The organism is Providencia sp. PROV236, from assembly GCF_033676985.1.
GTDB lineage: Bacteria > Pseudomonadota > Gammaproteobacteria > Enterobacterales > Enterobacteriaceae > Providencia > Providencia manganoxydans.
Genome location: NZ_CP096297.1, coordinates 2,645,226 through 2,668,055 on the forward strand (window position 1 = coordinate 2,645,226; position 22,830 = coordinate 2,668,055).

Annotated in this window: 29 protein-coding genes; 3 read left to right on the forward strand and 26 right to left on the reverse strand. The window is 43.2% G+C overall.

The features are described from left to right. Positions 1-2 precede the first annotated feature (2 nt). The 26 genes from M1E96_RS11865 to M1E96_RS11990 form a co-directional block, all read right to left on the reverse strand. On the reverse strand, positions 3-4,835 hold the full coding sequence (locus M1E96_RS11865) for a DUF1983 domain-containing protein (RefSeq protein ID WP_369427023.1): 4,833 nt from the start codon (positions 4,833-4,835) through the stop codon (positions 3-5). Further along, on the reverse strand, positions 4,836-5,234 hold the full coding sequence (locus M1E96_RS11870) for a hypothetical protein (RefSeq protein WP_369427024.1): 399 nt from the start codon (positions 5,232-5,234) through the stop codon (positions 4,836-4,838). 57 nt (positions 5,235-5,291) lie between these two features. Continuing rightward, positions 5,292-5,669: a hypothetical protein gene (locus tag M1E96_RS11875; protein WP_140181251.1), complete on the reverse strand. Its 378-nt coding sequence runs from the start codon at positions 5,667-5,669 to the stop codon at positions 5,292-5,294. A gap of 46 nt (positions 5,670-5,715) precedes the next feature. After that, positions 5,716-6,297, reverse strand: a complete 582-nt coding sequence (locus M1E96_RS11880) for a hypothetical protein (RefSeq protein WP_369427025.1) — start codon at positions 6,295-6,297, stop codon at positions 5,716-5,718. Continuing rightward, positions 6,297-6,893 carry a hypothetical protein gene (locus M1E96_RS11885; RefSeq protein WP_369427026.1) on the reverse strand — a complete coding sequence of 199 codons (597 nt, stop codon included), beginning with the start codon at positions 6,891-6,893 and terminating at the stop codon, positions 6,297-6,299. The genes M1E96_RS11880 and M1E96_RS11885 overlap by 1 nt, the downstream gene beginning before the upstream one ends. Next, positions 6,893-9,844 (reverse strand): phage tail tape measure protein, encoded by a 2,952-nt coding sequence (locus tag M1E96_RS11890; RefSeq protein ID WP_369427027.1) that lies wholly within the window; start codon positions 9,842-9,844, stop codon positions 6,893-6,895. The genes M1E96_RS11885 and M1E96_RS11890 overlap by 1 nt, the downstream gene beginning before the upstream one ends. Further along, on the reverse strand, positions 9,837-10,034 hold the full coding sequence (locus tag M1E96_RS11895) for a hypothetical protein (RefSeq protein WP_369113680.1): 198 nt from the start codon (positions 10,032-10,034) through the stop codon (positions 9,837-9,839). The genes M1E96_RS11890 and M1E96_RS11895 overlap by 8 nt, the downstream gene beginning before the upstream one ends. 32 nt (positions 10,035-10,066) lie before the next feature. Further along, entirely contained in the window at positions 10,067-10,411 is a 345-nt protein-coding gene (locus M1E96_RS11900; protein ID WP_140181260.1) for a phage tail protein, read from the reverse strand. Further along, a complete protein-coding gene (locus M1E96_RS11905; RefSeq protein WP_140181262.1) occupies positions 10,411-10,872 on the reverse strand; it encodes a phage tail protein in 462 nt (153 codons plus the stop codon). Before M1E96_RS11905 ends, M1E96_RS11900 begins: the two co-directional genes overlap by 1 nt. Before the next feature lie 23 nt (positions 10,873-10,895). Next, positions 10,896-11,309, reverse strand: coding sequence for an HK97-gp10 family putative phage morphogenesis protein (locus tag M1E96_RS11910; protein ID WP_369427028.1), 414 nt, complete (start codon positions 11,307-11,309; stop codon positions 10,896-10,898). Continuing rightward, entirely contained in the window at positions 11,306-11,695 is a 390-nt protein-coding gene (locus tag M1E96_RS11915) for a hypothetical protein (RefSeq protein WP_369427029.1), read from the reverse strand. The genes M1E96_RS11910 and M1E96_RS11915 overlap by 4 nt, the downstream gene beginning before the upstream one ends. After that, a complete protein-coding gene (locus M1E96_RS11920) occupies positions 11,682-12,008 on the reverse strand; it encodes a phage head closure protein (protein ID WP_369427030.1) in 327 nt (108 codons plus the stop codon). The genes M1E96_RS11915 and M1E96_RS11920 overlap by 14 nt, the downstream gene beginning before the upstream one ends. 15 nt (positions 12,009-12,023) lie before the next feature. Next, entirely contained in the window at positions 12,024-12,326 is a 303-nt protein-coding gene (locus tag M1E96_RS11925; protein ID WP_369427031.1) for a head-tail connector protein, read from the reverse strand. 91 nt (positions 12,327-12,417) lie between these two features. After that, positions 12,418-13,638, reverse strand: a complete 1,221-nt coding sequence (locus tag M1E96_RS11930) for a phage major capsid protein (protein WP_369427524.1) — start codon at positions 13,636-13,638, stop codon at positions 12,418-12,420. Positions 13,639-13,653: 15 nt separating this feature from the next. Continuing rightward, positions 13,654-14,259 (reverse strand): HK97 family phage prohead protease, encoded by a 606-nt coding sequence (locus tag M1E96_RS11935; protein ID WP_349494500.1) that lies wholly within the window; start codon positions 14,257-14,259, stop codon positions 13,654-13,656. Continuing rightward, positions 14,249-15,481 carry a phage portal protein gene (locus M1E96_RS11940; RefSeq protein WP_140181272.1) on the reverse strand — a complete coding sequence of 411 codons (1,233 nt, stop codon included), beginning with the start codon at positions 15,479-15,481 and terminating at the stop codon, positions 14,249-14,251. Before M1E96_RS11940 ends, M1E96_RS11935 begins: the two co-directional genes overlap by 11 nt. Next, complete coding sequence (locus M1E96_RS11945) at positions 15,471-15,632, reverse strand: hypothetical protein (protein ID WP_004911622.1); 162 nt, start codon at positions 15,630-15,632, stop codon at positions 15,471-15,473. The genes M1E96_RS11940 and M1E96_RS11945 overlap by 11 nt, the downstream gene beginning before the upstream one ends. Next, complete coding sequence (locus tag M1E96_RS11950; protein WP_369427032.1) at positions 15,629-17,359, reverse strand: terminase large subunit; 1,731 nt, start codon at positions 17,357-17,359, stop codon at positions 15,629-15,631. Before M1E96_RS11950 ends, M1E96_RS11945 begins: the two co-directional genes overlap by 4 nt. Next, entirely contained in the window at positions 17,356-17,850 is a 495-nt protein-coding gene (locus M1E96_RS11955) for a phage terminase small subunit P27 family (RefSeq protein WP_109913116.1), read from the reverse strand. The genes M1E96_RS11950 and M1E96_RS11955 overlap by 4 nt, the downstream gene beginning before the upstream one ends. Positions 17,851-18,045: 195 nt before the next feature. After that, on the reverse strand, positions 18,046-18,393 hold the full coding sequence (locus M1E96_RS11960; RefSeq protein ID WP_369113688.1) for an HNH endonuclease: 348 nt from the start codon (positions 18,391-18,393) through the stop codon (positions 18,046-18,048). Positions 18,394-18,420: 27 nt separating this feature from the next. Next, positions 18,421-19,143, reverse strand: a complete 723-nt coding sequence (locus M1E96_RS11965; protein WP_369113689.1) for a hypothetical protein — start codon at positions 19,141-19,143, stop codon at positions 18,421-18,423. A 184-nt stretch (positions 19,144-19,327) separates the two neighbouring features. Further along, positions 19,328-19,609, reverse strand: coding sequence for a hypothetical protein (locus M1E96_RS11970; RefSeq protein WP_369113690.1), 282 nt, complete (start codon positions 19,607-19,609; stop codon positions 19,328-19,330). Positions 19,610-19,746: 137 nt separating this feature from the next. Further along, complete coding sequence (locus M1E96_RS11975) at positions 19,747-20,127, reverse strand: hypothetical protein (protein ID WP_369427033.1); 381 nt, start codon at positions 20,125-20,127, stop codon at positions 19,747-19,749. Next, positions 20,124-20,552 carry a structural protein gene (locus M1E96_RS11980; RefSeq protein WP_369427034.1) on the reverse strand — a complete coding sequence of 143 codons (429 nt, stop codon included), beginning with the start codon at positions 20,550-20,552 and terminating at the stop codon, positions 20,124-20,126. Before M1E96_RS11980 ends, M1E96_RS11975 begins: the two co-directional genes overlap by 4 nt. Before the next feature lie 9 nt (positions 20,553-20,561). After that, positions 20,562-20,918 (reverse strand): hypothetical protein, encoded by a 357-nt coding sequence (locus M1E96_RS11985; protein WP_257644803.1) that lies wholly within the window; start codon positions 20,916-20,918, stop codon positions 20,562-20,564. Then, positions 20,918-21,331: a putative holin gene (locus M1E96_RS11990; RefSeq protein ID WP_140181293.1), complete on the reverse strand. Its 414-nt coding sequence runs from the start codon at positions 21,329-21,331 to the stop codon at positions 20,918-20,920. Before M1E96_RS11990 ends, M1E96_RS11985 begins: the two co-directional genes overlap by 1 nt. Before the next feature lie 247 nt (positions 21,332-21,578). On the opposite strand from M1E96_RS11990, the gene M1E96_RS11995 reads away from it, so the two are divergent. Genes M1E96_RS11995 through M1E96_RS12005 form a run of 3 tightly spaced genes read left to right on the forward strand, consistent with a single transcriptional unit; the run spans position 21,579 to position 22,804 of the window. Then, positions 21,579-21,782: a hypothetical protein gene (locus M1E96_RS11995; protein ID WP_369427035.1), complete on the forward strand. Its 204-nt coding sequence runs from the start codon at positions 21,579-21,581 to the stop codon at positions 21,780-21,782. A gap of 40 nt (positions 21,783-21,822) precedes the next feature. Further along, on the forward strand, positions 21,823-22,191 hold the full coding sequence (locus M1E96_RS12000) for a DUF1870 family protein (RefSeq protein WP_369427036.1): 369 nt from the start codon (positions 21,823-21,825) through the stop codon (positions 22,189-22,191). Then, a complete protein-coding gene (locus M1E96_RS12005) occupies positions 22,178-22,804 on the forward strand; it encodes a hypothetical protein (protein ID WP_369427037.1) in 627 nt (208 codons plus the stop codon). Before M1E96_RS12000 ends, M1E96_RS12005 begins: the two co-directional genes overlap by 14 nt. The last annotated feature ends 26 nt before the right edge of the window (positions 22,805-22,830 follow it).

A 22,830-nucleotide genomic window follows, 5' to 3' on the forward strand; every position in this document is an offset into this window, starting at 1 on the left:
TTTTAACTGATTTTAAATGATGATGAGTTATGTTTGCAGGCAATAACCATTGCTGGCAGTATCTTAGTCGTACACTTCCCTGCATGATATGTGGTGTATCTAACTGTAACGACAACGTCTTTTTTGCTAGCTGGTATTGTTGCGTAGAATGAGCAAACTAATTTCCATGAACTTCCATTTATCACCTCTGTTGTTTGCGGTGTATGTGTTACCCCATCAATAATGATTTGAACATAGGCATCGATAATTGCGTCTGAATAAGACCCTGCTGACTCAAACTGCATCGTTGGCATTAATAAATCAACATCATACGGCATCCCCCCTGTATAAATGATCTTTGACTCAATGACTTGGTCATATTTACTACCATGGATTTCTTCTTTGGTGGCATACTTGTAAGTTGCTGCTACCGCATTATCGCCAATTAACTTTTCAACATAAACAGTTCCATTAAACTCACCATCAGTTGCATAAATCTTCCCGGTTATTTCAGCGTCATTTGCAATCAGCTTCCCGTTTTCAAAATCCAGCATGAGACCTTTTTTAGCTGAAGGATCCCAATTTTTGGATTTGATAGTCGAACCAATTAACAGCTTTTCAATTGTCGCTTGATTAATAAACGCTTCATTGATAAACACCTGCCCATTTTCAACAAAGAAAACTGGCTCTAACTTGCCGCTGGATGGATTGAAAATGCCGAACGTATCGGCGCTAAAGCCGATTTGTGTGACCACCTTGCCGTTTCTTACTTCCGCTCCCATCATGAATTTCGCATCGTAATATTGATTGTTCCAGTTGATGCCGGTCTTAATTGTGTAGATAGCAGAGCCATTGCCGTTGTGGTCAAAAATGGTTTGCCCACGTTGCTCAATCGCTGCCTGCTGATTGTCAAACTCAGCTCTCGTCAACTGACTGAAATCCGCCAAAGCTTGCTCGTTGTCGCTGATTGACTGCTTGTTATCACTGATTGACGACTCTGCTTGACCGATTCGAGTAGATAAATCTGTGTTAACTTTAGCAATCGCTTGGTCTTGCTTCGCAATCGCTTCTTTCTGCGTGTCAATTTGAGCTTGAACGGTGTTAATCCTGCTATCAAACTTCGCGTTGAGCTGCTCATGGCTTTTTGCAACTGATTGCTGAGTATCTGCCAGCGCTTCTTCTACTCGCGTAAAACGAGCGCCGTTCTCACCGAGTTGAGCATCAATTTGCGTGAACTTCTGCGCATAAGCTTTATCGTTATCAGCAACAATTTTGTTAGTTTCACGGATAGAAGCTTTAGCACGCAAAATCTCAGTGCCTTGCTGATTCTGCTGAACTGCAAGTTGCAATGTGCTTTCAGCGCTGGTGCTATCCGCATTCGCTTGCGTGTGTTGCACATTCGCAATGGATGAACTGTTATCATTAAACTGAGCTGTTTGAAGTTGCTGAAGCTCCGTGACAGTCTCATCCGTTTTCGCTATCGCTTTTGTGTTCGTCGTGACAGCGGCACTAACTTTCGATAACTCCTCTTTGTTCGAGTTGATGTCTTTTCCGAGTTCTGCACGTACTTGCTCTGTACGCTCAGAGTGTGCTTTGTCTTGCTCTGCGATTGATTTACGAATATCAACAAAGGTAGCTTGATTGTCTGCATACTGTGCATCGACTTTCTCAGAAAGCTCAGCATGGGCCTCTTGCTGATTAGCGATTGTTTTCTGTTGTCGTTCGACGCTAGCTTTAACTTTTAAGTTTTCATTATGATTAAGTGTTGTTTGCGCTGTAGTTTGCATAATTGCTTCAGCATTAGCACTGTCACTATTAGCGATAGTTTGCTGAAGATTAGCAATGTGTGCATTGTTCTCTTCATAATTACTCTGTTGAGTTTGCTTGAGCTCCGTTTGTGTTTTATCAAGTTCGGCAATGGCGAGCTTTTGCTCATCAATGCTACTGCTGACTTTAGATAATTCACGGCCTTGGTTATCAATATCTCCTTGTAATTTTTCGTCACCCGTTTTGATTTCAGCACGTAATTGCTCAGTCGTTGATGCAATAGTTTTACCCTGCTCCGCAACAGTTTCTTTAATTTCAGTTATTCCGCTTTCATTGTTATCAATGCGCGCTTCTAGCTGAACCCCCATCGTTGCACGGGCTTCTGTCTCTGTTGCAATCGCTTTCTCATTTTTCGTGATTTTCGCTTCGGATTTTAGCTGCTTATCATTCAAAGAGTTAAACTGTGCCGTCGTCTGCATAATTGCTTCTGACATTGACATTTGCTGATCTGAAAAGGCACTGCTGATTTGATTAATATACGCACGCTGATATTCGAATTCTGCGAGTGTCACTTGTTCAAACTTCGCCTGTGACCTCTCGATATTTGCCGTAGCTTCTTCGTTTGTTGTCACACGTGCAGCAATTTTGCCCATACCATCGTTTGTTGCGTTTAAATCAGCACGAACTTGGCTCATTTGCTGAGCAAAAGCTTCATTTGTTGTCGCTAATGATTGCTGCAAGTTATAGACATCTGCGCCAACATACTCAAACTGACTAGAAACTTGAGATTGATAACGCGCAAAGGCTTTTTGGTCATCAATAATAATCTCGCGAACATCGAGTATTTCTGCTTTTCGAGTACCTTCTTCCTCCATTAATCGAAAAGTGACATTATTTAAGCTAATTGCATTCTGCATGACAGCTTCATTCACAATTGCAACATCAGTATTGATTTGAACAACTTTGTTATTTAGGTCAATTGTCTTGCCGTCGATATCAACAACATTTTGCTTAATCTCTAACTGTTCACGCGCGATGACTTCGATTTCATTTTTGCTGAAGTCAATTTGCTCTTGCATGATTTGGCCGGCTTCATTGCTAAGGAAATTATTTCCTAACTCATCAAGCATATCTTTTGGCGTTCCGCTAGCTTGACCGACTGCTTCAACAAACTGAGACTTGCCATAGCTGTTAACCGTACGAACATAAAACCAATAATCGGTACCAGCCTTTAAATTCTCCTTTGTCCAGAATTGCCCCTGACCTTGACGATTAGCTTTCGTTGTGACGTCCTGATCATTCGTGCTGGCCAGTTTTTTATCGCTGAACCAAAACTCAAACGTATAACCATGTTGCGCTGTTTCGCCACCGTGCGGAATACAGGTTAGTGAGAACATACCGCCAACCATTTCAACACTCACGGGTTTAGGCGGGGCTTGAATATCAAAATCAACAATTGCAGGTGCAGACATTGCTCCAGCAGCATTGATAGAACGAACTTCAGCACGATAAGAGCCGCGCACAAGCCCAGATAAATCAACACGGTCACTCGGTACTTGAATCGATTGGATAACCTTGCCAGCTTCAAGAATATTCACCGTGTTATAGCGAACATCTGCAGCTGCTGATTGCCAACTCAAATAACCCTGAACCACTTCACCGATATTCGTGGCCACAAATGTAAGATTAAGCGGTGGAGCTACCCCGCCAGTCGGTAAAACAGTAAATGGCGGTCTAACAAATGGCTTACCAATAATATCTTCATAGATGTAAGCGCCGTCCTCCTCGAGGAGAATATCAACGCCTTCCTGTGGATGAAACTTCCACTCAGCAACGCGGCATTCAAAGTTTTGGATCCCTATTTGAGGTAGATTTAATAAAACAACATCTCCTGGTCTGTAGGCGTAACCATCCATGTTCATTTTTAGCTGAATGCGGCGACCTGCGCGCTTTTTGCGTAGATAGAGATTAGCTAATCGCGCTGCTTGGTATGGGCTACTAACAAAGCGGTAGTCCATATTTTCTTTAATTTCTAGCCCATCTTCATCAACCCATTCATCAACAATGACCGGCTCAAAATCGGTTTTAATGTACTGTTGCTCTGCATCGACAAACGTACCGTAAATCGCATTGGTTGCATCTCGTAGCGCAAGTTCTGGCGTGATATTAACGGTATCGATGATTTGATTGGGTTCGATGCGTAACACAGCAGGACCGTTATAAGCTTGCATTAAAATGCCGTGCTTGCCCGCTACGTACGTAGGCTCAGCGGCTATGCATTTGTGCATGTGATCAAGTATCGATGCTGGCGATTCGGAAAGCTCATAAGCGCCGTTGATTGTGTAGCGAGGCTCGGCATTTCCTTCAGGCGTAGTAACTGGTTCATCACATAAATCAGCAGCTACTTTGAACGCATCAAAATCAATGTCGGAATCAGGCACACTTAAATAACTACGATAGTAATCGAGAATAACCAACGCGCCGTTATTGCTCCACACTGTCTTATCAGTGCGCGGATCATAGATTTGCTTTCCCCATACTTCGACTTTGACATTCGGCACACCGTACGGGAATTTTTCAGCATCATACTTTAGCGTTAAGCGCAACCAAGCGAGGCCATCCCCTATCATATCCTCTTTCCAGCTAGGGGCATTTTTCAGCATATACGGATCACAATCAGTGCGGCCGTTATGAAATTCATACTCTGCTTTATCACCAAACTCACCGATTAAATCATCGTTCAACCAAATCTGGCCAATGTGATCAAGTTTATGTGCTGCAATTGCTAACGCTAGAAATAAACGCTCATTTTCTGTTTGTTCGCCTTTTTCTTCTTCTGCAAAGAATAACAACCCTGAGCATACTGTTTTACCAACAATGATAGTTTCTGGTGCAGTGGGTGAACGCAACATCTGCTTGCGTTCTGATTGGTCACGATAGCCGGAAGGCATTTTGTCTTTGAAGATCATTGAGCCGGCAGTCTGCACAGCCAAACCTGCGGCAATTAACGCACCACCCAACCCGCCCGAAACAATGACACCTGCAACCATCAAGCCAGCAGAAACGATATTGGTGACTGTCTTACCCATTTACTCTACTCTCCATGCCTTCGTTGGTTGATGCCTTACGGGTCTAGCCCCTTCTTCAGTAACTGCCCAAATTTTATTCGCCCACAACACGCCAAGAGTTTTACCTTCGTCCCCCTCAAACAGAACAATGTCACCGCGACTTGCTGCACCTACAGGGATTTCAACGAAGAAGCGTGATAGTGCTGACTCGATATCACCAAACTCGGATTTCAGCACCCGCGCTGCGCCCGATTTAGTTTTGTATCGACCTCGCACACTTTCACACGGATCAAAGTCACAAATTGCGATCACGCAATCCGCCGCAAATAAACAGCAATCATGCTCACCCCATGCAAAGGGTTTTTGCATTGCATTTTGTAGTGTTTGAGGGAGTCGAGTTGTCCAGTTGATGTGTCGCATTTGATGATCTCCGCACATAAAAAACCTGCCGAAGCAGGTTCCTTTATAAACGCTAAATTAATAATTACAGGTCTGTTCAAACATCCCTTTCGTTAGCCAATCACTTTCTATAGTTGGTTTTTTACCTACGGATATATTTGCACCATTAATATAAACAAAAGCATAAAATCCCTTATTACCCGTATATCCACCAAAAGAATTTTTAGAGTTAACATATCCGCAAACTTTCATATTAGAAGATTTTCCCTCATTGGATCTGTCTACTATCTTAAGTTTGCTAAATTGTGCTGACCTCGGATCAAGTAACGATTCTGATACGGCATCCTGCACAGCAGAATAAATTTTACTATCTGTTACTTTGAAGAACATAACAATCATAAAAATGACAATCAACACTCCCACAGATCCCAAAACATAAACCATTTCTTTTTTCATTATTGAGTCCAATAAAATATGCCATTTATTTCAGGATAAAAGATATTTACTTATAAATAAACGCTGGAGCGTCTTTTTTGCTCCCCCAGTAAATGGCGCGCTCAGCCATTTGAGCTACAAATCGAAATATACGATCGCCAACATGCCGTTTTTGCCACGACTCATCGGTAAATCTATCCGGTAACCCTTGAGACCATCGTTCGAAGCGATTCGATACAGTAACCGAAACTTCATTTTCATTGCCTGTTGTGACACCAATATTAGATATTTGCCCAGCAAAAATCACCTCCGCTAGAGCAGGTTTACCTTCCAAGTCTAAAGCCACAAGCATAACACTAACCTGCCGACCTCGACTCCGCTCGTTCATAACATCAGCCACTAAAAGAGAGTCAAAACCAGAAAGTGATAAAATAAGTTGCTGAGGGCTGGTTGAATTAGCTTCAGAAATAGGTTCTATCTTACCAAAAGAACCTACCCCTGGGTAAACCTCTCCGGCAATAACAAGATTACCTATCCCCGTGTGCGCTCTTGTTACACCGGATTTCAGATCTAACTTCGCCGCAACAACCAATTCAAAGCCTTCATTAACCGCCTTAACCATATCATTAGAAAAGGGATGATAAAGCATTAAGCTAAAGCCTCCTCCAGTGTGATTGTGACATTAGAAAAGTTGCCGGGTCGATACTGAAAACTCCCCTGATCGTTACTGGTTAATTTAAAAATACCAAACGGCTTAATTGTTTCAATTTTTTCATTTAACGCAGGCGAGATCCGTAGCATTGGCGAAATAGACACTAGAGCATTCCCTTCCTTATCACTAATAACATTTTCCGTGCTCATTTTTAGCTCATTGCCCACCGTCAGATAGTCACCTTTTCGTAAAACAACAGTATTCGGCACCCACCCCTTAGTTTGTATTGTTCGCCCTGTTTGATTGGGCGTAGCAACAACCGGATCCCCTCGCCCTGTTAAGCCAGTTCTCACCCAATGGCTAATTTTGACCCGCCCACTCTCTCCATCAAGAGAAGCTATTAGAGCCTCAAGTTCACGTGATAATAATTCTGTTAGATTGTTGAATGTTAACGTACAACGCCAGTGGCTACCAGGGAATCGTACGGTCTGAGTACTACCCGTAAACGAAGAGGTAAATGTTTTACTATTGCTAATCAATTGCCAGCTCATGTTGGCTGGAGCTACAGATACAGGCCATTCAAGCACCATCATTATCTCCCTAACGTTCCTCTGATTTTTCCATTTGTTTGAAAATCACGCTGGATCCTAGCTAGTGCATCATCCGACCCTCGCTTAGCTCCAACTCTTGCAGCTTCCTGCATAGCTTCGTAGAGAGCCTGATCACCATTCCCTGTCACATTAAAAGTTTGCTGAATAATAATACTAGGAACTTGCTGCTGAGGTAGATCTAGCCCAAGCACTCTAACGCCCAGCGACCCATCTCGCCCTCGGGTTAGCGGCATAATCGCTTCCGGCCCCGCCTCGCCCATTAACCCTACCCCCGGAACGCCACCTTTTGCGAATGGAAATAACGTAGGTGACTTGACTAGACTATTGCTATAAGCACTGAGCCCCGGTGATTGGTAGGTGTTTCCTTTGGCGTTAGGCTCAGCTTTAAAACCTATCATGTCACCAAATGCAGTACCCGTTAATCCTGATTTTAATGCATTAAAAATCATCATCTTGAATATCATTTTAGTGATATCATTGACAATAGATTGTGCAAAATCTGCAAAATTTAACTTTCCGGTGGTTACAAAATCCGCCATCATAGAAGACATGTTATCCAGTGAGTTTTGAGTGATTGTCCGCATTTGCTCATGAACATTGTTCGCCGTATCACCAAAGTCCTGAACGCCTTTAGCCATACCGGCATAAGCATCTTTTTGCGCAAGTAATTTATCCTTAGATGATTGGCGCGCTATCTCAATCTGCTTTTGCTCTTCAGACTCCAAAAAAATTGTTTGATCTGCATATAATTGTGTAGTTTTATCAGAAACCTCCTTGTCTAACTGGTAACGCTTCTGGCGAAAATCATCACGAATACGCTGTTCCTCCAGCATTAAATCATAAGCTGGCTGGCTCATCGTCATCTGTAATATCTGATTTGTTGCACCTTGGCTTAATTTTGAAGTTTTTTGCATGACCTCAAAATTTTGATCATCAAATTTTTTACGCAGCTCTTTATACTTTATCTCTTTTTCAAGCTCGGCATTTTTAAGTAACTGTGCGCGAATTTCAGATGAATGTGCTTGAATACTTTTTTGGCGCACATTTAAATGCTGTCCTTGTAACCCAAGCAGCTCCTGCTCGAATGAGGCGAGCTTACGCTCAGATGCTGTTAACCCTTCAGTTTCCATTAGTTGCGCATGTAATGCTGCACCTTGTTGTAGGAGCTGTTCTATGCGTTGTTTTCCTTCGTCAATAACAGAGCTACCACCTGTTTTTTTCGGCGTAGAAAACAATTTATCCAACCCTTTAAGGGCTTGTTCATATTCATTCGCTGAGATAGTTCCTTTATCTAGCATTTCTTTAAATTGCCTTTGCCTTTCAATACGTTCTTTTTGCTGATCAGTTCCCGCAGAAAATGCCGCATTAAAGTTAATCTGAAGCTTTAAGTTGTCAGTTAAACTTTTTTGTTGCTCAAATTGTTCCTTTTGTCGCTCTTCTTGTTCCTGTTTTAGCTTGTTGGTTAGTAGGTTTTTAGCGGCTACGTACATTCCGAGAAATGGATCTTTATCGCCCATATCTAAATTGCGTACTGTCATTTGCAATCCAGCATAAGCCTTGTTTAAATCTTTAATTCTTTCTATGTGTTGATCTGCAAATTCTTTGGTACTCTTGTTATATTCGCTTTCTGCCGCTGTTGCTGCTAGTCTGGCCGCACTAGCAGCCTCTTGTTTTTTCCCCTCCCGCTCTAGTCTTGCTATCCTTTCCATGATTTGAGCATCAATAATATGCCCTGCGTCAATTGCCTTTTGCAGCCCTTCAACTGGTCGCTCGCCTAATGCTACTAACCTAGAGATCAGTTCATCTACGTTACCACCTGATTTTTCCATCTGAACGCCAAGCTCAGAAACTTGCTGTAATAAATCGCCAGAAAAACCCGCAGAAGCGGCGGCGGCAACTGATTTATAGGCTTCAGCGGTACCACCCAATTCATTAGCGAGGTTACGCAGATCATAAGCCGTTGTTGTTAGCCCCAATCCACCTTTTTGCAATGCAGCATTAAAGGCCTTTTGGCGCTCTTCGGCTTGCTGATACTGGGAATAAAGATAAGTGAAGGCGCCTGCTGATGCCATGATCCCAATACCAACCGCACCGCCCATCATTCCCCATGCGCTTTTAAACAGACTTGCACTGCTGGCTGCTGCACGTTGCGAAAAGGTAAGCTCTTTACTTGCTTCTGTGAGTTGATTCGTTGCCGAGACCAATCCTTTTTTACCGTCAGCCTCATATTTATCCGCCGCTATTATGTCCTTTGTTGCACTCGCCATTCGCCGTTTAGCCTCAGCTTCGGCAATATTAGCTTCACGGATAACGCGGGCATTTTTTGCATGATCTTCCGCATAGCTGACCGAAATGCCATGCTGTTTATTAACCTCCACCTGCTTTTCTAAAAACTCATCAAGCGCAAATGCTTGCTCCCGCCGAGCAATAGCTTCTTCTCGCATTTTATTCGCCAAATTAAGCTTTTCTTGCGCGCTTTTCCTGTCCGCTTGCGCGCCTTCAATTTGCGCACGAGATAAATTCATTGCTTCGCGCGCAGCTTCTTGCGCGACTCGCTGTTGTTCTACGAGCGAGAATTTAACGTTATTCACATTCTCTAAAGAGCGCTCAAGTGCAGGAATAAAGCCACCAATTAAGCTGCTGGTTGCTACATTAGAGCCTGCCGAAACATTGGTTAATGCTGTACGTAATTGAGCGAATCCCATTTGAGAGTGACGTGCTAATTGACCGGAAGCAGAGAGATCTGCCCCTGCTTTTCGCGCATTCGCTGAAACTTCCAGTAATTTACTGGCGGTCTGCCCTGCATCTTTAGAGGCAGCTTGTGCAAACTTTTTCGATTCTTTACTGGCAGAATCGTAGGCATCAAAAACTTGAGATTTAAAAGAGGCTGCGTTGAGGTGTAACGCAACCGCTAAACTTGCAACGTCAGCCATTTATTGCCCTCATTACATCATGACACTGCGATTCAATATCAGTGCGAACACTCGCTATTGATGCAGTCGTTTGTTGGGTTTTGGTGGTATTTTCTTGCTCAGGCATAAAAAATGCCTGCCAGTGGGTGATGATGTCGGCAGGCAATTGAGCAATTTTTCTCGGATCTGGCTCACCCCATCGATCAGCCAATTGGAAAATAAACTTAAGATAGGGTGAGTTGGTTAGTTTTTTTGCGCTTCCTCTACGGAGCCATAACTAAATTTTTGCACGAATGACATTGCTGACAGCAAAGTCGGCGTGTCGTGCGCCTGAATAAGTTCATCTGCTGTAGGCAGATCTTCACCCGGAATAGGCCGTCCATCTTTATCACAAATAGCCTTTAAGATAAGTTTGGCACCCGCTTTACTCGCATCAGAACTGAACCCCGTTTTCTGAGCTTCTTGTAAATCATGCTCATACTCATCAAGTTCAGCGATAGTCAAACGACGAATAAAGACATTTACCCCTAAAATAGGATGTTCTTCAACATATGGGGACGCTTTCAACAATGAAGCTTTCAAGGACATTATTTTGTACCTCCTGATGCAACTACACCCCAAGTTAGGTTGTTTTGTTTGCCTTTAACTGAGATCTGGATAACTTCACTTGCTGGCGCACTAATATCTGCCATCTCCCAACCTGATAACGCTAAGATCATCGTTGCGGTACGTTTATTGGGAAGTTCAATGAAGAACTGCACCGTTTCACGCGCCTGTGCCGCATTCAAAAAAGCCGCAAAATCTGCATTTTCAGGATCATCGATAAAGCCCAGTGTTTTTTCAGGGCCTTCTGGCATATCAGAAATAAACTGCTTGTTTTTATCAATTAGCGTGGTGCAATCCACAAAGCTACCCGTTAGACCTGTGGCACCAATAGCTTTGCAGTTTTCTAGCGGCTTTAAAGCGGTAGGTAAATCACCCACCTTACCCCATTTAACAATGGTTCCTGCTGGAAGCATGGCGTATTCTGGCGACGTTTTATTGGCCATAATTTTTACTCCAAATAAATGAATTAACGATAATTTTCGATGCTGGCGCGTATCTCAGCGGCTAGCGTGTTTAAAATAAACTGGCGATTGTAGTCCAATGCTGGACGGATGAAGGGATTAGGGATTTGTTTTACGGTACCAAACTCTTGCGCTTTGGCTTTCATTGCATGGGCTTTACTTGGGCCTACACGGACAGTCATGACAGAGAGCGTTTTTTGGTCTTTCATACGGCTCGTTGTGCGGATCTTGATACTGTCGCGCATGTGCTCTGATTCGCTGGTTACATCATAGCCTGCGTGTTGTTTCATATCCTCCAGCACAGGTGCCATCGCTTCACGCCCAGCTTGCCGTAGCGCTTTTGTTGTTATGTCCTCCCCTAAACGGTTTAACTCATACTCCAATTCTTTGAGGCCTTTTATCTCAACTGTTACCCTCATTCAGCCCCCTCTGGATAAGTGATAATAAAATCACGCATCACACGCCAAATAACCCGTTTATCCGTCTGCTCTTCTCGGTTTTGCATGAAATTACCTCGCTGAACTGTTTGAACGGGATAACGGCCAATATGGCCATGGGTGATGTTTTCCCATGCACTACACACAACTTTTTCAAGCTTTAATGCTTTGGCATAATCATTAGGGATCTGAAAGGTGATTTGAAATCGCGCTTGAACTAGTGAGGTTTTAGCTAGACCGGTTATCATTTTTGGGTCACTTATTTTCTGATAAGTCACCCCTTCGAGTACATTTGATGGCAGCATCACAGGATAAGCATTTAACCCCGTCAGTCGCTCTAAGTCTGCCTTGATATCAGTTTCTATCATGTCGACTGTCGACCTCCGCAGTTATAATTAAACGGTCTGGCTGGTTTCTATCTAATGCACGTACCGTGAAATTGCGCTTTTGATAAGCAATCACCCATTCCTCGTTGATATCGCTACGAGGTCGAATGGTGAAATGGTAGGTTTCAATAACTTGCTGTTGGTCTGCGGTTCGAATTTTACGATTAGACATCGCCTCCGCTTTAGCCCATACATCAGTGACTTTTACTAACTCTGTTTTAGATTCACCAAAATCGTCTCTGACTTCTTCAGGTCGTAATAACGCAATACGTTTATTGAGTTCGCCAGCTTTCATTCGGTCACCTAAAGATTAAAGATTAATGAAGCGGTAAGGCTCAAGTAATGCTTTGAACCCAGCGGACATTGCCGTCGTTTCCCTGCTTTCATAAAAGTGACCTACCGCAAGCATAATGGCCAATTCAATATCATCAGATATCAACAAACCATCGGGATCAGTTTCGGGGATATCTTTATCATAAAGCGTTCTATTGATGTAATTCTCAGCCCGCTTTTTGGCAGCTAATGCGTACGTCATCAATAAGTCATCTTCTGCTGTATTATCCTCGTCAATGCGGCACTGGGCTTTAAGCTTTTCAATTGTTGGAAATGGCATAAGTCCCCCTTAAAACCTGCGACCATTCCAGATCGCAGGTACAAAAAAACCGCAATTAAGCGGCGCTTGGTTAACTGAGCGTTATTTAAAACTATTTTGTTGCAGCTTTACCCACCAGCGCTTTGATTGCAGAGGTATCTTCAAGCACACAGTCGAAGCGGTGGAAGGCTAAGAATGCAGTTTGGTCATATTCAGCATAACGCTCAACCAAACGTTTCAGGGTCATGTACGTCACGCGACGCAAAATAAAGCGGTCAAAGTCACCACAGAAGATGAATTTTTTACCCGCTTCCATTTTATCAATAGCCTGATCAACTACATATTGCATACCCAAGATAGTCGAAGGAGCAACACCCGCAATCGATGGTAGCCATAGTGGGCGTTTTTGTGCATCCTCCATTTCTTTCAGATTTTTTAATGTGTCATCGTTGAACGCTAAACGGAACTTAGGCCCGTTACGATAAGCAGGATCAAGCGCATGAGCTAATGCGTTGATGTCTTTCCAGCCAAATGCCGCTGATACATCAACTGTACCTGTAACAGACGTATCCAGCCCCTTAGGCTGTAACGGAGTTCCCGCGCCCGTACCTTTGACTAAATACTTCGCTTCGCCGCGACCAATTCGCTGAGCAATACGGCTGCCTAAATATGCCTCAATGTTCACGCCACTATCTTGAAGTAATTCGTTAGATACGCGAATGATTTTAGAAGAAAGCTTTTTCGCACCTAAAATTGCGGTACCAAACTCAACATCCTGTTCGCTTGCTGCTGTGTTTTCACCCAATAATTCACCTTCTTCCTCAGTACCATCCGAAGTGGACCACGTGATATCTTGGCCGTTTGAAGTGTTTAAGATTTGAGCAACACTGGCAATACCACCATACGCTTTCATCTGATCAATAATTTTATTCAGCATTTGAGTTGGTATCGTGTAACCCCCTTTTTCATCAGGGGAAGTACCTTGAGCTCGTAGCTCTTTCAGCGCTTGACGTTCTTCTATTGTCAATTCGCCAAAGCCACTGCGCACAAAACGGTCAAAGGCTAAATTACGACGTTCAATTTTTGCCGCCTCTGGATCATTAGCGGGGTTATTGCGCTGCTCTTGCTCGTTATCGTCAACAAACTCTTGGTCTAACGAACGAAGTTGCTCTTCGCGCTTAATCTGCTCATCCAATTTTTCCAGCTCAGTATTAGCCTTGTTCCATTCAGTACGCTGCTCTTCCGTCATCATGCCTTCACCCACTTTTTCATGGATTGCACGCATTTCTGTCGCGATAGTGTTACGCTTTTGTTTTAAATCATGAAGCTTCATAGTCATAGAATTACCTTATGCATTGAGTAAAGTTAAAAGGCGCTCACGCGCTAATTTTTGATTGATTGCTTTTTGCAGATCACCGCTGTCTCTAGCCTCTTTCCACGCCTTCATTGATCTGACTGCTGCACCTGCTTCTTGATAAGCGGGATACGTAACGGGACTAACATCAAATAAACGTGAAACTTTGTGGATTTCACGAATAATCATCCCTTCATCGTCCTGATACCAATCCTCGCCATCACGCGCAACTCTAAAAGCAAATGAGCTTTGATTGATATCGCCTCGCTGCATGGGGGCGAGCACTAAATCACGGATAGTTTGTGTTTCAGGCGCGGTAATGTCATAGACCAAGCCTCGCTCACTAACGCTTAATGAAAGTGTACCCGCTGCGGTTCTCCCTAAAATGTAGTTAGGATCATGATTGAATAACCCTCGAACATCATCGTTAAGTACACCATCGAAAGCGCCCGGCTTAATGATTTCTTTAAACCCGTACATCAACTCAGAACGTGAATCAAAGACAGAGCCCAACCCAATGATATGAGTGGGTTTACTATCTTCCCCCAGTTCCGCCCTAACCTCGCCAACATAGCAGCGTGTTTCTTGATTACTGCTCATCATTATCTCCTTTGGGGTTTTCTGTTTTGCTACCCACCGGCTGAGCAGCGTTAACGCTAACTAACATTTCGTCCAATCCATCCACTGGGTTCATATCTTCAAAAGCACGCACTTCATTTCTGCTCATCCAGCCATCCGTAATGCCGTAGTGATAAAACTCAGCGCGCTCTTTCGCGGTACCACGCAATAACCCTGCAAGATTAAATCGAACATAGAAACCTGCGCGACGCTCTTGTCGCGTAAATAAACGTCGATTTAATTCCTGTTCCCAGTTCACTGTCCACGGCATGATTGTATGCCGAACGAACTGAATCGCTTGCTCTGAAATGTTAGAGAAAGTGGCTTTTTCGAGGTCATTTATCATGTGGGCTGGCACATTAAAGATACCCGCTATCATTGAGCGATTGAGTTTCAGCATATCAATGAGTTGAGCATCAACGGGAGAGACCGTTAATGCTTTATAGTCAAGATCTGCGGGTAAAAGCATGGTTTTGTTTTCTTGACTACGAAGCAGCGCTGTTGCCTTTTGCCACATATCTTTTAAGCGCGCCCAGCTATCTTTATTTAACTCCCCTTTAACGGATAAAATTCCCGCAGGTCTGGCATTTCCGCCAAAAAACGAACTGGTGTATTTCTGACCGCTCATGCCCATACCAATGGTTTCCGCATGCTGAGCAATAGGACTTAATCCCATGCGTTGGTTGTTACCCAAGGCGCGAATATGGATCATGTCGTCAGGGCTGATCGCAAAATTACCAAGTTCATTATAAACACCGTAGGTATAGCGCCCTCCCGTATTGAGCAGCGTGGTTTCCCAAGGCATACACGCCTCAAGGTTGGTGACTTCGCCTTTACGGTTACGTACAACCTGTGTGTAACCATTCCCCCAGCCTAAAATATGGCGATGTTTCGTTTCACGCCATTTATAGCTTGTTTGCCACTCATTTGGCTCATCATGAACCAAATAAAATAAGGGATGATCACGCGCCGCCTCAACCTTACCTCCCGACTTACGCATCACATGCAACGGCATTTGAGCAATTGAGGAGGAAAGGACATAAATACAGGCGTAAACAGCGCCTAATTTCATCGATGTTTCAGGGCTTACATGCACATCTGCCGTAAATATACTGTCGGTATCGATAGAGTCGGCAGTAATCGGTACTGAGGGGTTTTCAATATTTGTGAGTTCATCATCACGAAAAAGCGCATTAAGAAGCACGTTTCCCCCTCATTGCCGCCACTAATGCATAAACCACCAGCGTTGAACCACCGATCATCAATGTATTGGGGAGCCCATAATTTAGATAACAGCCTGCCATCACCGCCCCAAAACCAACTAAGGCAGTGATATCGAGAAATAAATTTTTCATAGGAATAATAAATCTTCGTCTGGGTTGAGTGAGGAAAGGAAATCGCTATCTTCATGCAGCATCGCCCGACCAACAGCCATAATAAGCGCGACTGCACCGTCAATTTTATTTTCGTTTTGTTCTTTTATAGGTCTAACGACATCATCGTTACCCGGTAAATATTTACCCACCACATTCCCCATACACCATGTCATGATGGGGTTGCCATCATGATGAAAGCGCCCTGAAGCAATCGCGGCTTCAAGTTCTTTCATCGGGTCAGACATATTCGTGTAGTTTTGAACAATGGTGATAGGGTTTAATCCCTCATCAGCCAGTTGGTGAGATAAGTTTGTTGCGCCGTGCGGATCAATTGGGCTTTCATCAATCGGGTTATTCAAATTATCTGCCTTGGCATCTTCTAAAATAACGCGATAATCAATTTCGGCACCGTCTGTTAACTTCAGATGCTTAGTTTCAACCCACTTTCTAAAGCGTTCTGCGGTTCGTTGATTCTCAATATCTGAGCTAAAAACAGCATCATAAGGCACATAAAAGCTCGGAGAGATACAGTAATAATGCCGCCTGCCGTCAATTTCGCGAGTGAATAGTTTAACTCGTGAGTTCATATCCAGTTTTCTGGCCAGATCGAGTGCCTGAACACAAGATTGCCCTTCAAACATTTCTAATGTCAGGGTTTTATCTTCACACTCGCGCCAACTCAACATATTGAAATACGCTGAACGCGCTGAAACCCAGATATTTAAATGCTTGGTTTTGAAAATGCTAGCCAGCCGAGGATTATTTTTTGCTCTGTTTTGCTGGCTAATCAGAAAATCACTGTAAACCGAAACACCCATATTTGGGTTAGCCTTCTTTAGTGTGTTAGGATCCGTCCAATCGTCTCCATCATCTACAGTATAAATAACACCGAATAATTCATCATTCGGTACTGTGCCATTCAACATCTCAATCACTTCGCGGCGCTTATCATAGCAAGGCCCTTCGATGTTATAACCTGCTGTGGTAATAGCCCACATCAACGGCTGCCGTCTTGCCCCCATCCCCGTTAACATGGTTGTATAAAGTGAATCCGTATCATGTTCGTGATACTCATCAACAATGGCGCAATGTGGCGATTGACCATCCCCCGGATCACCGATAAGTGGCTCAAACCGCGCACCATCTTCAGGTCGGTTCATATTTTTGGCATTGACCTCGATACCAAACGCTTCCGTGAGCAACGGTGTACGCTTACACATTAGTTTTGCAGGTCTAAACACCTCCCACGCTTGCTTTTCAGTTGTTGCACCTGAATAAATCTCAGCTCCAAATTCGTTATCACATGTAAAACAATACAATGCGACCCCCGCAGAGATGGCCGACTTCCCGTTTTTACGGGGGATCTCTGTGTAAACTTCACGAAATCGTCTAAGTTTCGTACCTTTTTGCACCCACCCAAATGCACAACAGACGATAAAAAGCTGCCACGGTTCGAGTGTAATTGGCATGCGCTTAAACGCCCATTCCCCCTTGGTGTGTGGTAATAACTGAATAAACTTAGCGGCTTGCTCTGCTAAGTCTTTATCAAATCGATAGCGGAATTTACGCCCTTTCTCTTGGGCCATATCATCAATGTGTCGTTGGCAAGCATCAATGACATACTGACACGCCACAATCTTGCCGCGCACTACATCACGCGCATATTGATTTGCTGCATTGACGTTCGGGTAAGATTTACGGCTCATGATGAAATGATCCTCATAAAGGGGTTATCTTGTTTCTTTTGCCCCGCCATACCAATTAACCGCTGGCGACTGCTCGGATCTAAACCCAACATTGCGCCAGTACGATCCATTTCGCTTTCCTGCTCTTTTTTTGTCGTTAAGTCAGGGTTTTTTATTGGCCCACCCGTCGCACCTATTAAGCGAGTTCCATCTCGCATGATTGCAATAACTGCATTGCGCCAAATATGGTAGGCCACACACCAGCGCTCAAGCACCGCAAGGTCTGTAATGCATAAAATACCTTGTCCACAGAGCTCTTTTATCGTGAGCTCCCACATGACAATGGCTAGCTCTAACTCGTTCTCAGTGAACCAATCGGGTGGCGCCACACCTTTTAGTGGCGTGAATACCGGTTCATCTTTATTTAATGCACGTTTTCCCGGATTGCCGGCCAATTCTTTTCTGGCCGTAGGCTTCGGGCGACGACCAGATTTGCCCGGAGTGCCAGCCATAAAAAAACCTCCAAATAACTCAGGATCCGATACATAAGTTAGGCTAAACAATCAGCCAGTTTTAATTTCATTTTTCGCGGGTATAAAAATTCACCTGAAGCGGCAGTCCTAGAGGGCGAGAGTGGTAGGGATTTTACCCGCCCCTCTCTTTAGATGATAATAATTATCATTTAGTTTAAAATTTAAATATAACAATCACTTACGAAGTCGTTCTGTTGCCGTCTTTCTTTTATGGCAAGGCCAGCATAGTGATTGCAAGTTACTATCATCATCAGTACCACCATGTGCTTTGGGTATGATGTGGTCGACAGTCTTGGCTTCTACAGCTCGAGGTAGGCAGTTTTGGCAAAGGTGTTTATCACGCTGAAGAATGCGAGGTCGTATCTTATCCCACTTGTAACCGTACCCTCGTTCATGCCTGCTCTTGCCGGGCTGGTGGTTCTTCCATCCTGTACTTATATGATCTTGGCAATACCCGCTTCGGTCTGTAGTTGTTTTGTTACATCCGTGTTTGCGGCATGCTCGGGGAATACGTGGCGGCATTGCTCACCTCTGAATAATTTGTGGCTTTCATAACATGCGCGACAAAGTACCACCGCGACACAGATCCTCTGCAATCATCCGCTTGATGGTTTCCGCTAGCGATTTCTCTTGCTGCTCCATAGTTTGCTTTAAGCTGATGATAGACATGTTATTAATGCTTTCTTTGCATCGCGCATCTTCAAGCTGCTTATTTAGCTGGGTAATTTGACGCTGTAGGCCAGATAGGTGTTGCGCTGTTGATTGCTCACTGGAAGCTGACGAGCATTGAGTATGGGTTAGTTGTGATTGAAGCTCATCAAATCGAGCCTCTACTTGTTGCTTAAACTTTTCGAATGCTGACTGCTCACGGGAGATGGTCTTACTTGTTTCAGCAATTTCAGCGGAAGATTTAAGGAGCATCTCAGCAGATACTTGTTCGCGATTATCATTAATGCCTGTGGTTATTTCAAACCGTGCTTGCTCTGCGCCTTTTTTGGCACCTTCTTTTACTGCTTGTAGCATCACCTTCTCTAGTGTGGCCTTTTCAATACACGCTTCATTTATGTAAGCGACACCAGAAGAAACTGTAAACACCGGTTCTAAGCATCCTTTACCAAAATCCATTGTGAAGCCCTGCTTAGCTGGTTGCTTCAGACCAGTGCTAACCATTAGACCTTCAATACGTTTTAGTTGCGTTTCCAGCTTATCTAAGTCTGTTGTATCAACTGATATCTTTATGTGCATAGTGGCTATTTCTTTTTTATCTGACATGACTGTCTCCATAAATGAAAAAGCCACCAGCGGTTAACTGATGGCTATTTGGAATATTATTCTAACTGTTTGCGAGGTGAGTGATTAAACCCCCGTAAATTTTAAGACCTAAAACTATTCGCTAAATATAAAACTCTATCAATGCTACTCAATGAATAGCATTTGTAGAATTAAATAAAATAATCTATAGCTTATTTATACCTTTCATTACTCGCGTGTATTCATTTCCGAGTGAATCCGCATACTCATTTGAATGCTTTACTGAATCACCGACAGCATCAGCAAAACGATATGCTTTAACGAGAAGCTCCACGTCCTTCTCAGTTCCTCTTTTTTTTAATTCAGGCTCTATTTCTCTCAGTATCTGAAGTGCTAATGTAGATACCTTATACAAATCCCTGTAGATAACATCAGTTTTTCTTCTAAAAAGAAATAAATCTTCCAAAACAGACCTTTTAGATACCATTATTCACCCTCTTCATTTCAATCTCTCGAATGGCTTTCTTATCTAAATTGCACTTTGCGATTGAATTCATAGCGTCAATAAGTAATTTCGGCATATCGCCCCAATCCATTTTTTCTGGAATATCAGGCTGAGGACAATCAGCGGTTAACTGAGGGGGCAATGGAACTGGCTGAACGGGAATCAATTTCTCTTTTGTAGTTCCGCAGCCTGTTAGTAACATCATCAGGCACAGCAGTATTAGCGCACTCATTGTCTTTGAGCACTGTTTTGATAACAGTCTTAACTTTGACATGTTCTGAGTCCTCTAATTGCTTTGCTTTGATGTTGTCGAATGAGACTTGATAGTGAAGAGTAATTGCTGATTGAGTTACTTTGTTCAGTAGCTGACTTGTCGATAGTTCGCTGTTTAGCGATTTGTTTTCACTTGTTAGCTTCTGATTTTCAGTAATAGTCCAATTAAGGACACCGCCGAGGATCATCACACCAACTAATGTAAAAACTTGCATTTTCCAGTTCACAACAAGCTCCACGCTTTTTCGAACGTAGCCTCATCATAGGGTTGATAACCTAGCTCAACACTGACTATTGCCGTTGCTAATGCAATGCCTGTTTTCTTATCGCTAGTATTGATGTGATCATTGATTCCGACACCGATAGACGCAGCGGCACGATTAATATAACCGGAAGTATTGTTTTCAATGGGTGGGGCATACTTGTTAATAATTGCTGATACAGAATTCAGTCCGTATTTACGCTGGTAGGTTTGCAGTAATTTATAGATAGCGCGAATACCGTACTCGGCAGAGACAAAGCGACAGAAACGAGATTCAATATTTGGGTCGTGCGGCAATTGCCCCTGCCATTTATTCGCTGGATTATAATCAATATTGCCAGGGTTATTGTTACGCTCACCACGTGCGATTTTTCGTTGCTGATTATTCATATAGCCGCCTTAACGAAGAAAAGGCCGCTTAATAAGCAGCCAGAGTGATTTTAGTTTTTCGAAGAAATGACGGATAACAACAACTGACATGATGTTTCCACCCGCCGAGAAGATCACCAGAAACATAACACCGTTAAATAAGACATCCGATGGGGCTGATACTCTGTCACCAACGGTTGTTTCATAGACTTTATAGATCCAGCAAATAAATAACGCTGTACCCACAATAGAATCACGAAACTTTTTATAGCGACAAAGAAACACCGTGATTGCTGAGCCTGTCATAAACAGTATGTCAGTAGCACCGAGTGGATTCTGTTTACACCAGCTAATGATGTCATTACCAAATAAGAGAAGGTTTTCCATTAGGAGCCTCCTTTATTGCGCCAGTCTTTTATCGCTTGAGTGATGGTGCTGAAGTTCTTATCTATCGATGTCATGATCCGGCTAAATAGCTTTCTCAAATTATCCTTGTTTGCCATTAAGACGAGAACGGGGATCAATAGTGCTGAAATAGCAATCGCCGTTATCTTAGGGCTAATATCCCAATTCCATATCTGTGCAATAACATCGGATGCTTCTTTAGCGATTAATATCCCTGCACCAAGCGCAAGAATAAAATGCAATATTTTTCGCCGGTTATTGTCTTTTGATGCAATAACGGAAGCTGAGGCACCAATAATCGCCCCAAGAACTACACCATAGTCGGCACCCACAAGGAGACCGCCCATAGCGCCACCGCCAGCAGCACCGAGGGTGATACCTAATGATGTGCTCATTTGTGTTTCTCTTAGTTAATAGATAGCCCACCGCAAAATTGCAGTAATTAAACATGTTGAGTGTGATTTGCGGGGGCTGTATACGAAAAGGCCGCACTAGGCGACCTCTTGAATGTGACTTACTTCTCAGAAATTAGGTTATATAAATAAAATTCATAATATCGCTTGCAATTGGTCGCGTTCGCGACCATAATATATTCATCGGGTAGGCAATAAGGCAAACCCAACTCAACTAAGTGAGAATATTATGACTACTATCTACATCATCAAAGAAACTCAAAACGTTAATTCAGACCGCGAAGGCATCAAATTCGAGGGTGAAACGCTAACTCAGGCGAAACGCTTTGCATCACGCAATCAATCATTCCAAGGCACAACGCTTAAAATAGAACATGAAAATGGCGCTTTAATTGCTTTTAAAGAATCAGGCAAGTCTTGGGTTAACGCATAATATTTAGGGGCTATACGCCCCTTTCACTATAGGTATCAACATGACTAATTTAGAACTCAAGCAGCTTCGCCAGCTGTTGTTCCTTTCCCAGTCCGAAGCAGCAGAGCATATAGCAAAAGCTGAAACAAGAACGTGGCAACGGTGGGAAAAAGGCGATCGCTCCATTCCGTCTGATATTGTAGAGCAAATGCAAATGCTCGCGTTGACTCGCACTGAACTGCTTAGCGTTGAGCCTGACCTTTCACACTATAATTACCAGTATTTCGATTCTTTAGATGAGTATGGAAAGGCTTCTGGTGTTCGTAGTGTTATTAAATGGAGGCTATCACAGTCTATAGCTGCAAGCTTGCTTGCAGAAGCAACGGCTGACAATTGGCGTCAAAGTGAAATAATTAATGATGAAGACTGATAGAACAGGCCAAAAGTTCGGCAAACTTACAATAATAAAAGATTCCCCTAATTCTCAGATTCTATGCCGCTGTGATTGCGGCGTAGAAGAACTGTTTCCCCGAACAATAACAAAACCGACCTACAAGGGTCGATTGATGTGCAGCTATTGCAAGGGTGGCATCTGTGAAGTATGCGGATCTAGAATAAAATATAAATCGGGTCGAATCTCTGCTACTTGCAGCGAAAAATGTGCAAAAATCAGGAATAGTGAAAAAGAGAAAAAGCGCTATCACTCAATCAAACATACTGAAGAATTTAAAAACACTCGCGCATCATATTTAACTAAACTAAGAGATAGACTAAATAGCGACCCCGCTTTGCTTTCAGTTTTCAGAGAAAGAGCTAGATTGACTCTAAAAAAATGCAGGTCATCTGAGTCTCAAATCAAAAAAGAGCACTTTAATGCAAAGAAACGTTGGCAGCAGATTAAAAATGATAGCGCTCTACATGAGCAATCAATCTTATACTCTAGAAAACAATACGACACATACACTGATGATGATTACAAGCGCATTTTCAAAAGAGAGAGAACTCACACAAGAAAGCGTAAATCACGCAGTTGTTCAGAATAGCCGAGTATGTGAACTATCCGGAAATT

What these genes read in the sequence shown, in the direction of transcription:
- M1E96_RS11875 (WP_140181251.1), bottom strand. Translation starts at nt 5,669, where the DNA reads ATGAAAAAAGAAATGGTTTATGTTTTGGGATCTGTGGGAGTGTTGATT.
- M1E96_RS11920 (WP_369427030.1), bottom strand. Translation starts at nt 12,008, where the DNA reads ATGAAAGCTGGCGAACTCAATAAACGTATTGCGTTATTACGACCTGAA.
- M1E96_RS11965 (WP_369113689.1), bottom strand. Translation starts at nt 19,143, where the DNA reads ATGTCAGATAAAAAAGAAATAGCCACTATGCACATAAAGATATCAGTT.
- M1E96_RS11985 (WP_257644803.1), bottom strand. Translation starts at nt 20,918, where the DNA reads ATGGAAAACCTTCTCTTATTTGGTAATGACATCATTAGCTGGTGTAAA.
- M1E96_RS11970 (WP_369113690.1), bottom strand. Translation starts at nt 19,609, where the DNA reads ATGGTATCTAAAAGGTCTGTTTTGGAAGATTTATTTCTTTTTAGAAGA.
- M1E96_RS11890 (WP_369427027.1), bottom strand. Translation starts at nt 9,844, where the DNA reads ATGGCTGACGTTGCAAGTTTAGCGGTTGCGTTACACCTCAACGCAGCC.
- M1E96_RS11955 (WP_109913116.1), bottom strand. Translation starts at nt 17,850, where the DNA reads ATGGCTGGCACTCCGGGCAAATCTGGTCGTCGCCCGAAGCCTACGGCC.
- M1E96_RS11950 (WP_369427032.1), bottom strand. Translation starts at nt 17,359, where the DNA reads ATGAGCCGTAAATCTTACCCGAACGTCAATGCAGCAAATCAATATGCG.
- M1E96_RS11880 (WP_369427025.1), bottom strand. Translation starts at nt 6,297, where the DNA reads ATGCTTTATCATCCCTTTTCTAATGATATGGTTAAGGCGGTTAATGAA.
- M1E96_RS11990 (WP_140181293.1), bottom strand. Translation starts at nt 21,331, where the DNA reads ATGAGCACATCATTAGGTATCACCCTCGGTGCTGCTGGCGGTGGCGCT.
- M1E96_RS11980 (WP_369427034.1), bottom strand. Translation starts at nt 20,552, where the DNA reads ATGAATAATCAGCAACGAAAAATCGCACGTGGTGAGCGTAACAATAAC.
- M1E96_RS11935 (WP_349494500.1), bottom strand. Translation starts at nt 14,259, where the DNA reads ATGAGCAGTAATCAAGAAACACGCTGCTATGTTGGCGAGGTTAGGGCG.
- M1E96_RS11995 (WP_369427035.1), top strand. Translation starts at nt 21,579, where the DNA reads ATGACTACTATCTACATCATCAAAGAAACTCAAAACGTTAATTCAGAC.
- M1E96_RS11865 (WP_369427023.1), bottom strand. Translation starts at nt 4,835, where the DNA reads ATGGGTAAGACAGTCACCAATATCGTTTCTGCTGGCTTGATGGTTGCA.
- M1E96_RS11900 (WP_140181260.1), bottom strand. Translation starts at nt 10,411, where the DNA reads ATGTCCTTGAAAGCTTCATTGTTGAAAGCGTCCCCATATGTTGAAGAA.
- M1E96_RS12000 (WP_369427036.1), top strand. Translation starts at nt 21,823, where the DNA reads ATGACTAATTTAGAACTCAAGCAGCTTCGCCAGCTGTTGTTCCTTTCC.
- M1E96_RS11960 (WP_369113688.1), bottom strand. Translation starts at nt 18,393, where the DNA reads ATGCCGCCACGTATTCCCCGAGCATGCCGCAAACACGGATGTAACAAA.
- M1E96_RS12005 (WP_369427037.1), top strand. Translation starts at nt 22,178, where the DNA reads ATGATGAAGACTGATAGAACAGGCCAAAAGTTCGGCAAACTTACAATA.
- M1E96_RS11885 (WP_369427026.1), bottom strand. Translation starts at nt 6,893, where the DNA reads ATGATGGTGCTTGAATGGCCTGTATCTGTAGCTCCAGCCAACATGAGC.
- M1E96_RS11925 (WP_369427031.1), bottom strand. Translation starts at nt 12,326, where the DNA reads ATGCCATTTCCAACAATTGAAAAGCTTAAAGCCCAGTGCCGCATTGAC.
- M1E96_RS11905 (WP_140181262.1), bottom strand. Translation starts at nt 10,872, where the DNA reads ATGGCCAATAAAACGTCGCCAGAATACGCCATGCTTCCAGCAGGAACC.
- M1E96_RS11910 (WP_369427028.1), bottom strand. Translation starts at nt 11,309, where the DNA reads ATGAGGGTAACAGTTGAGATAAAAGGCCTCAAAGAATTGGAGTATGAG.
- M1E96_RS11930 (WP_369427524.1), bottom strand. Translation starts at nt 13,638, where the DNA reads ATGAAGCTTCATGATTTAAAACAAAAGCGTAACACTATCGCGACAGAA.
- M1E96_RS11915 (WP_369427029.1), bottom strand. Translation starts at nt 11,695, where the DNA reads ATGATAGAAACTGATATCAAGGCAGACTTAGAGCGACTGACGGGGTTA.
- M1E96_RS11945 (WP_004911622.1), bottom strand. Translation starts at nt 15,632, where the DNA reads ATGAAAAATTTATTTCTCGATATCACTGCCTTAGTTGGTTTTGGGGCG.
- M1E96_RS11870 (WP_369427024.1), bottom strand. Translation starts at nt 5,234, where the DNA reads ATGCGACACATCAACTGGACAACTCGACTCCCTCAAACACTACAAAAT.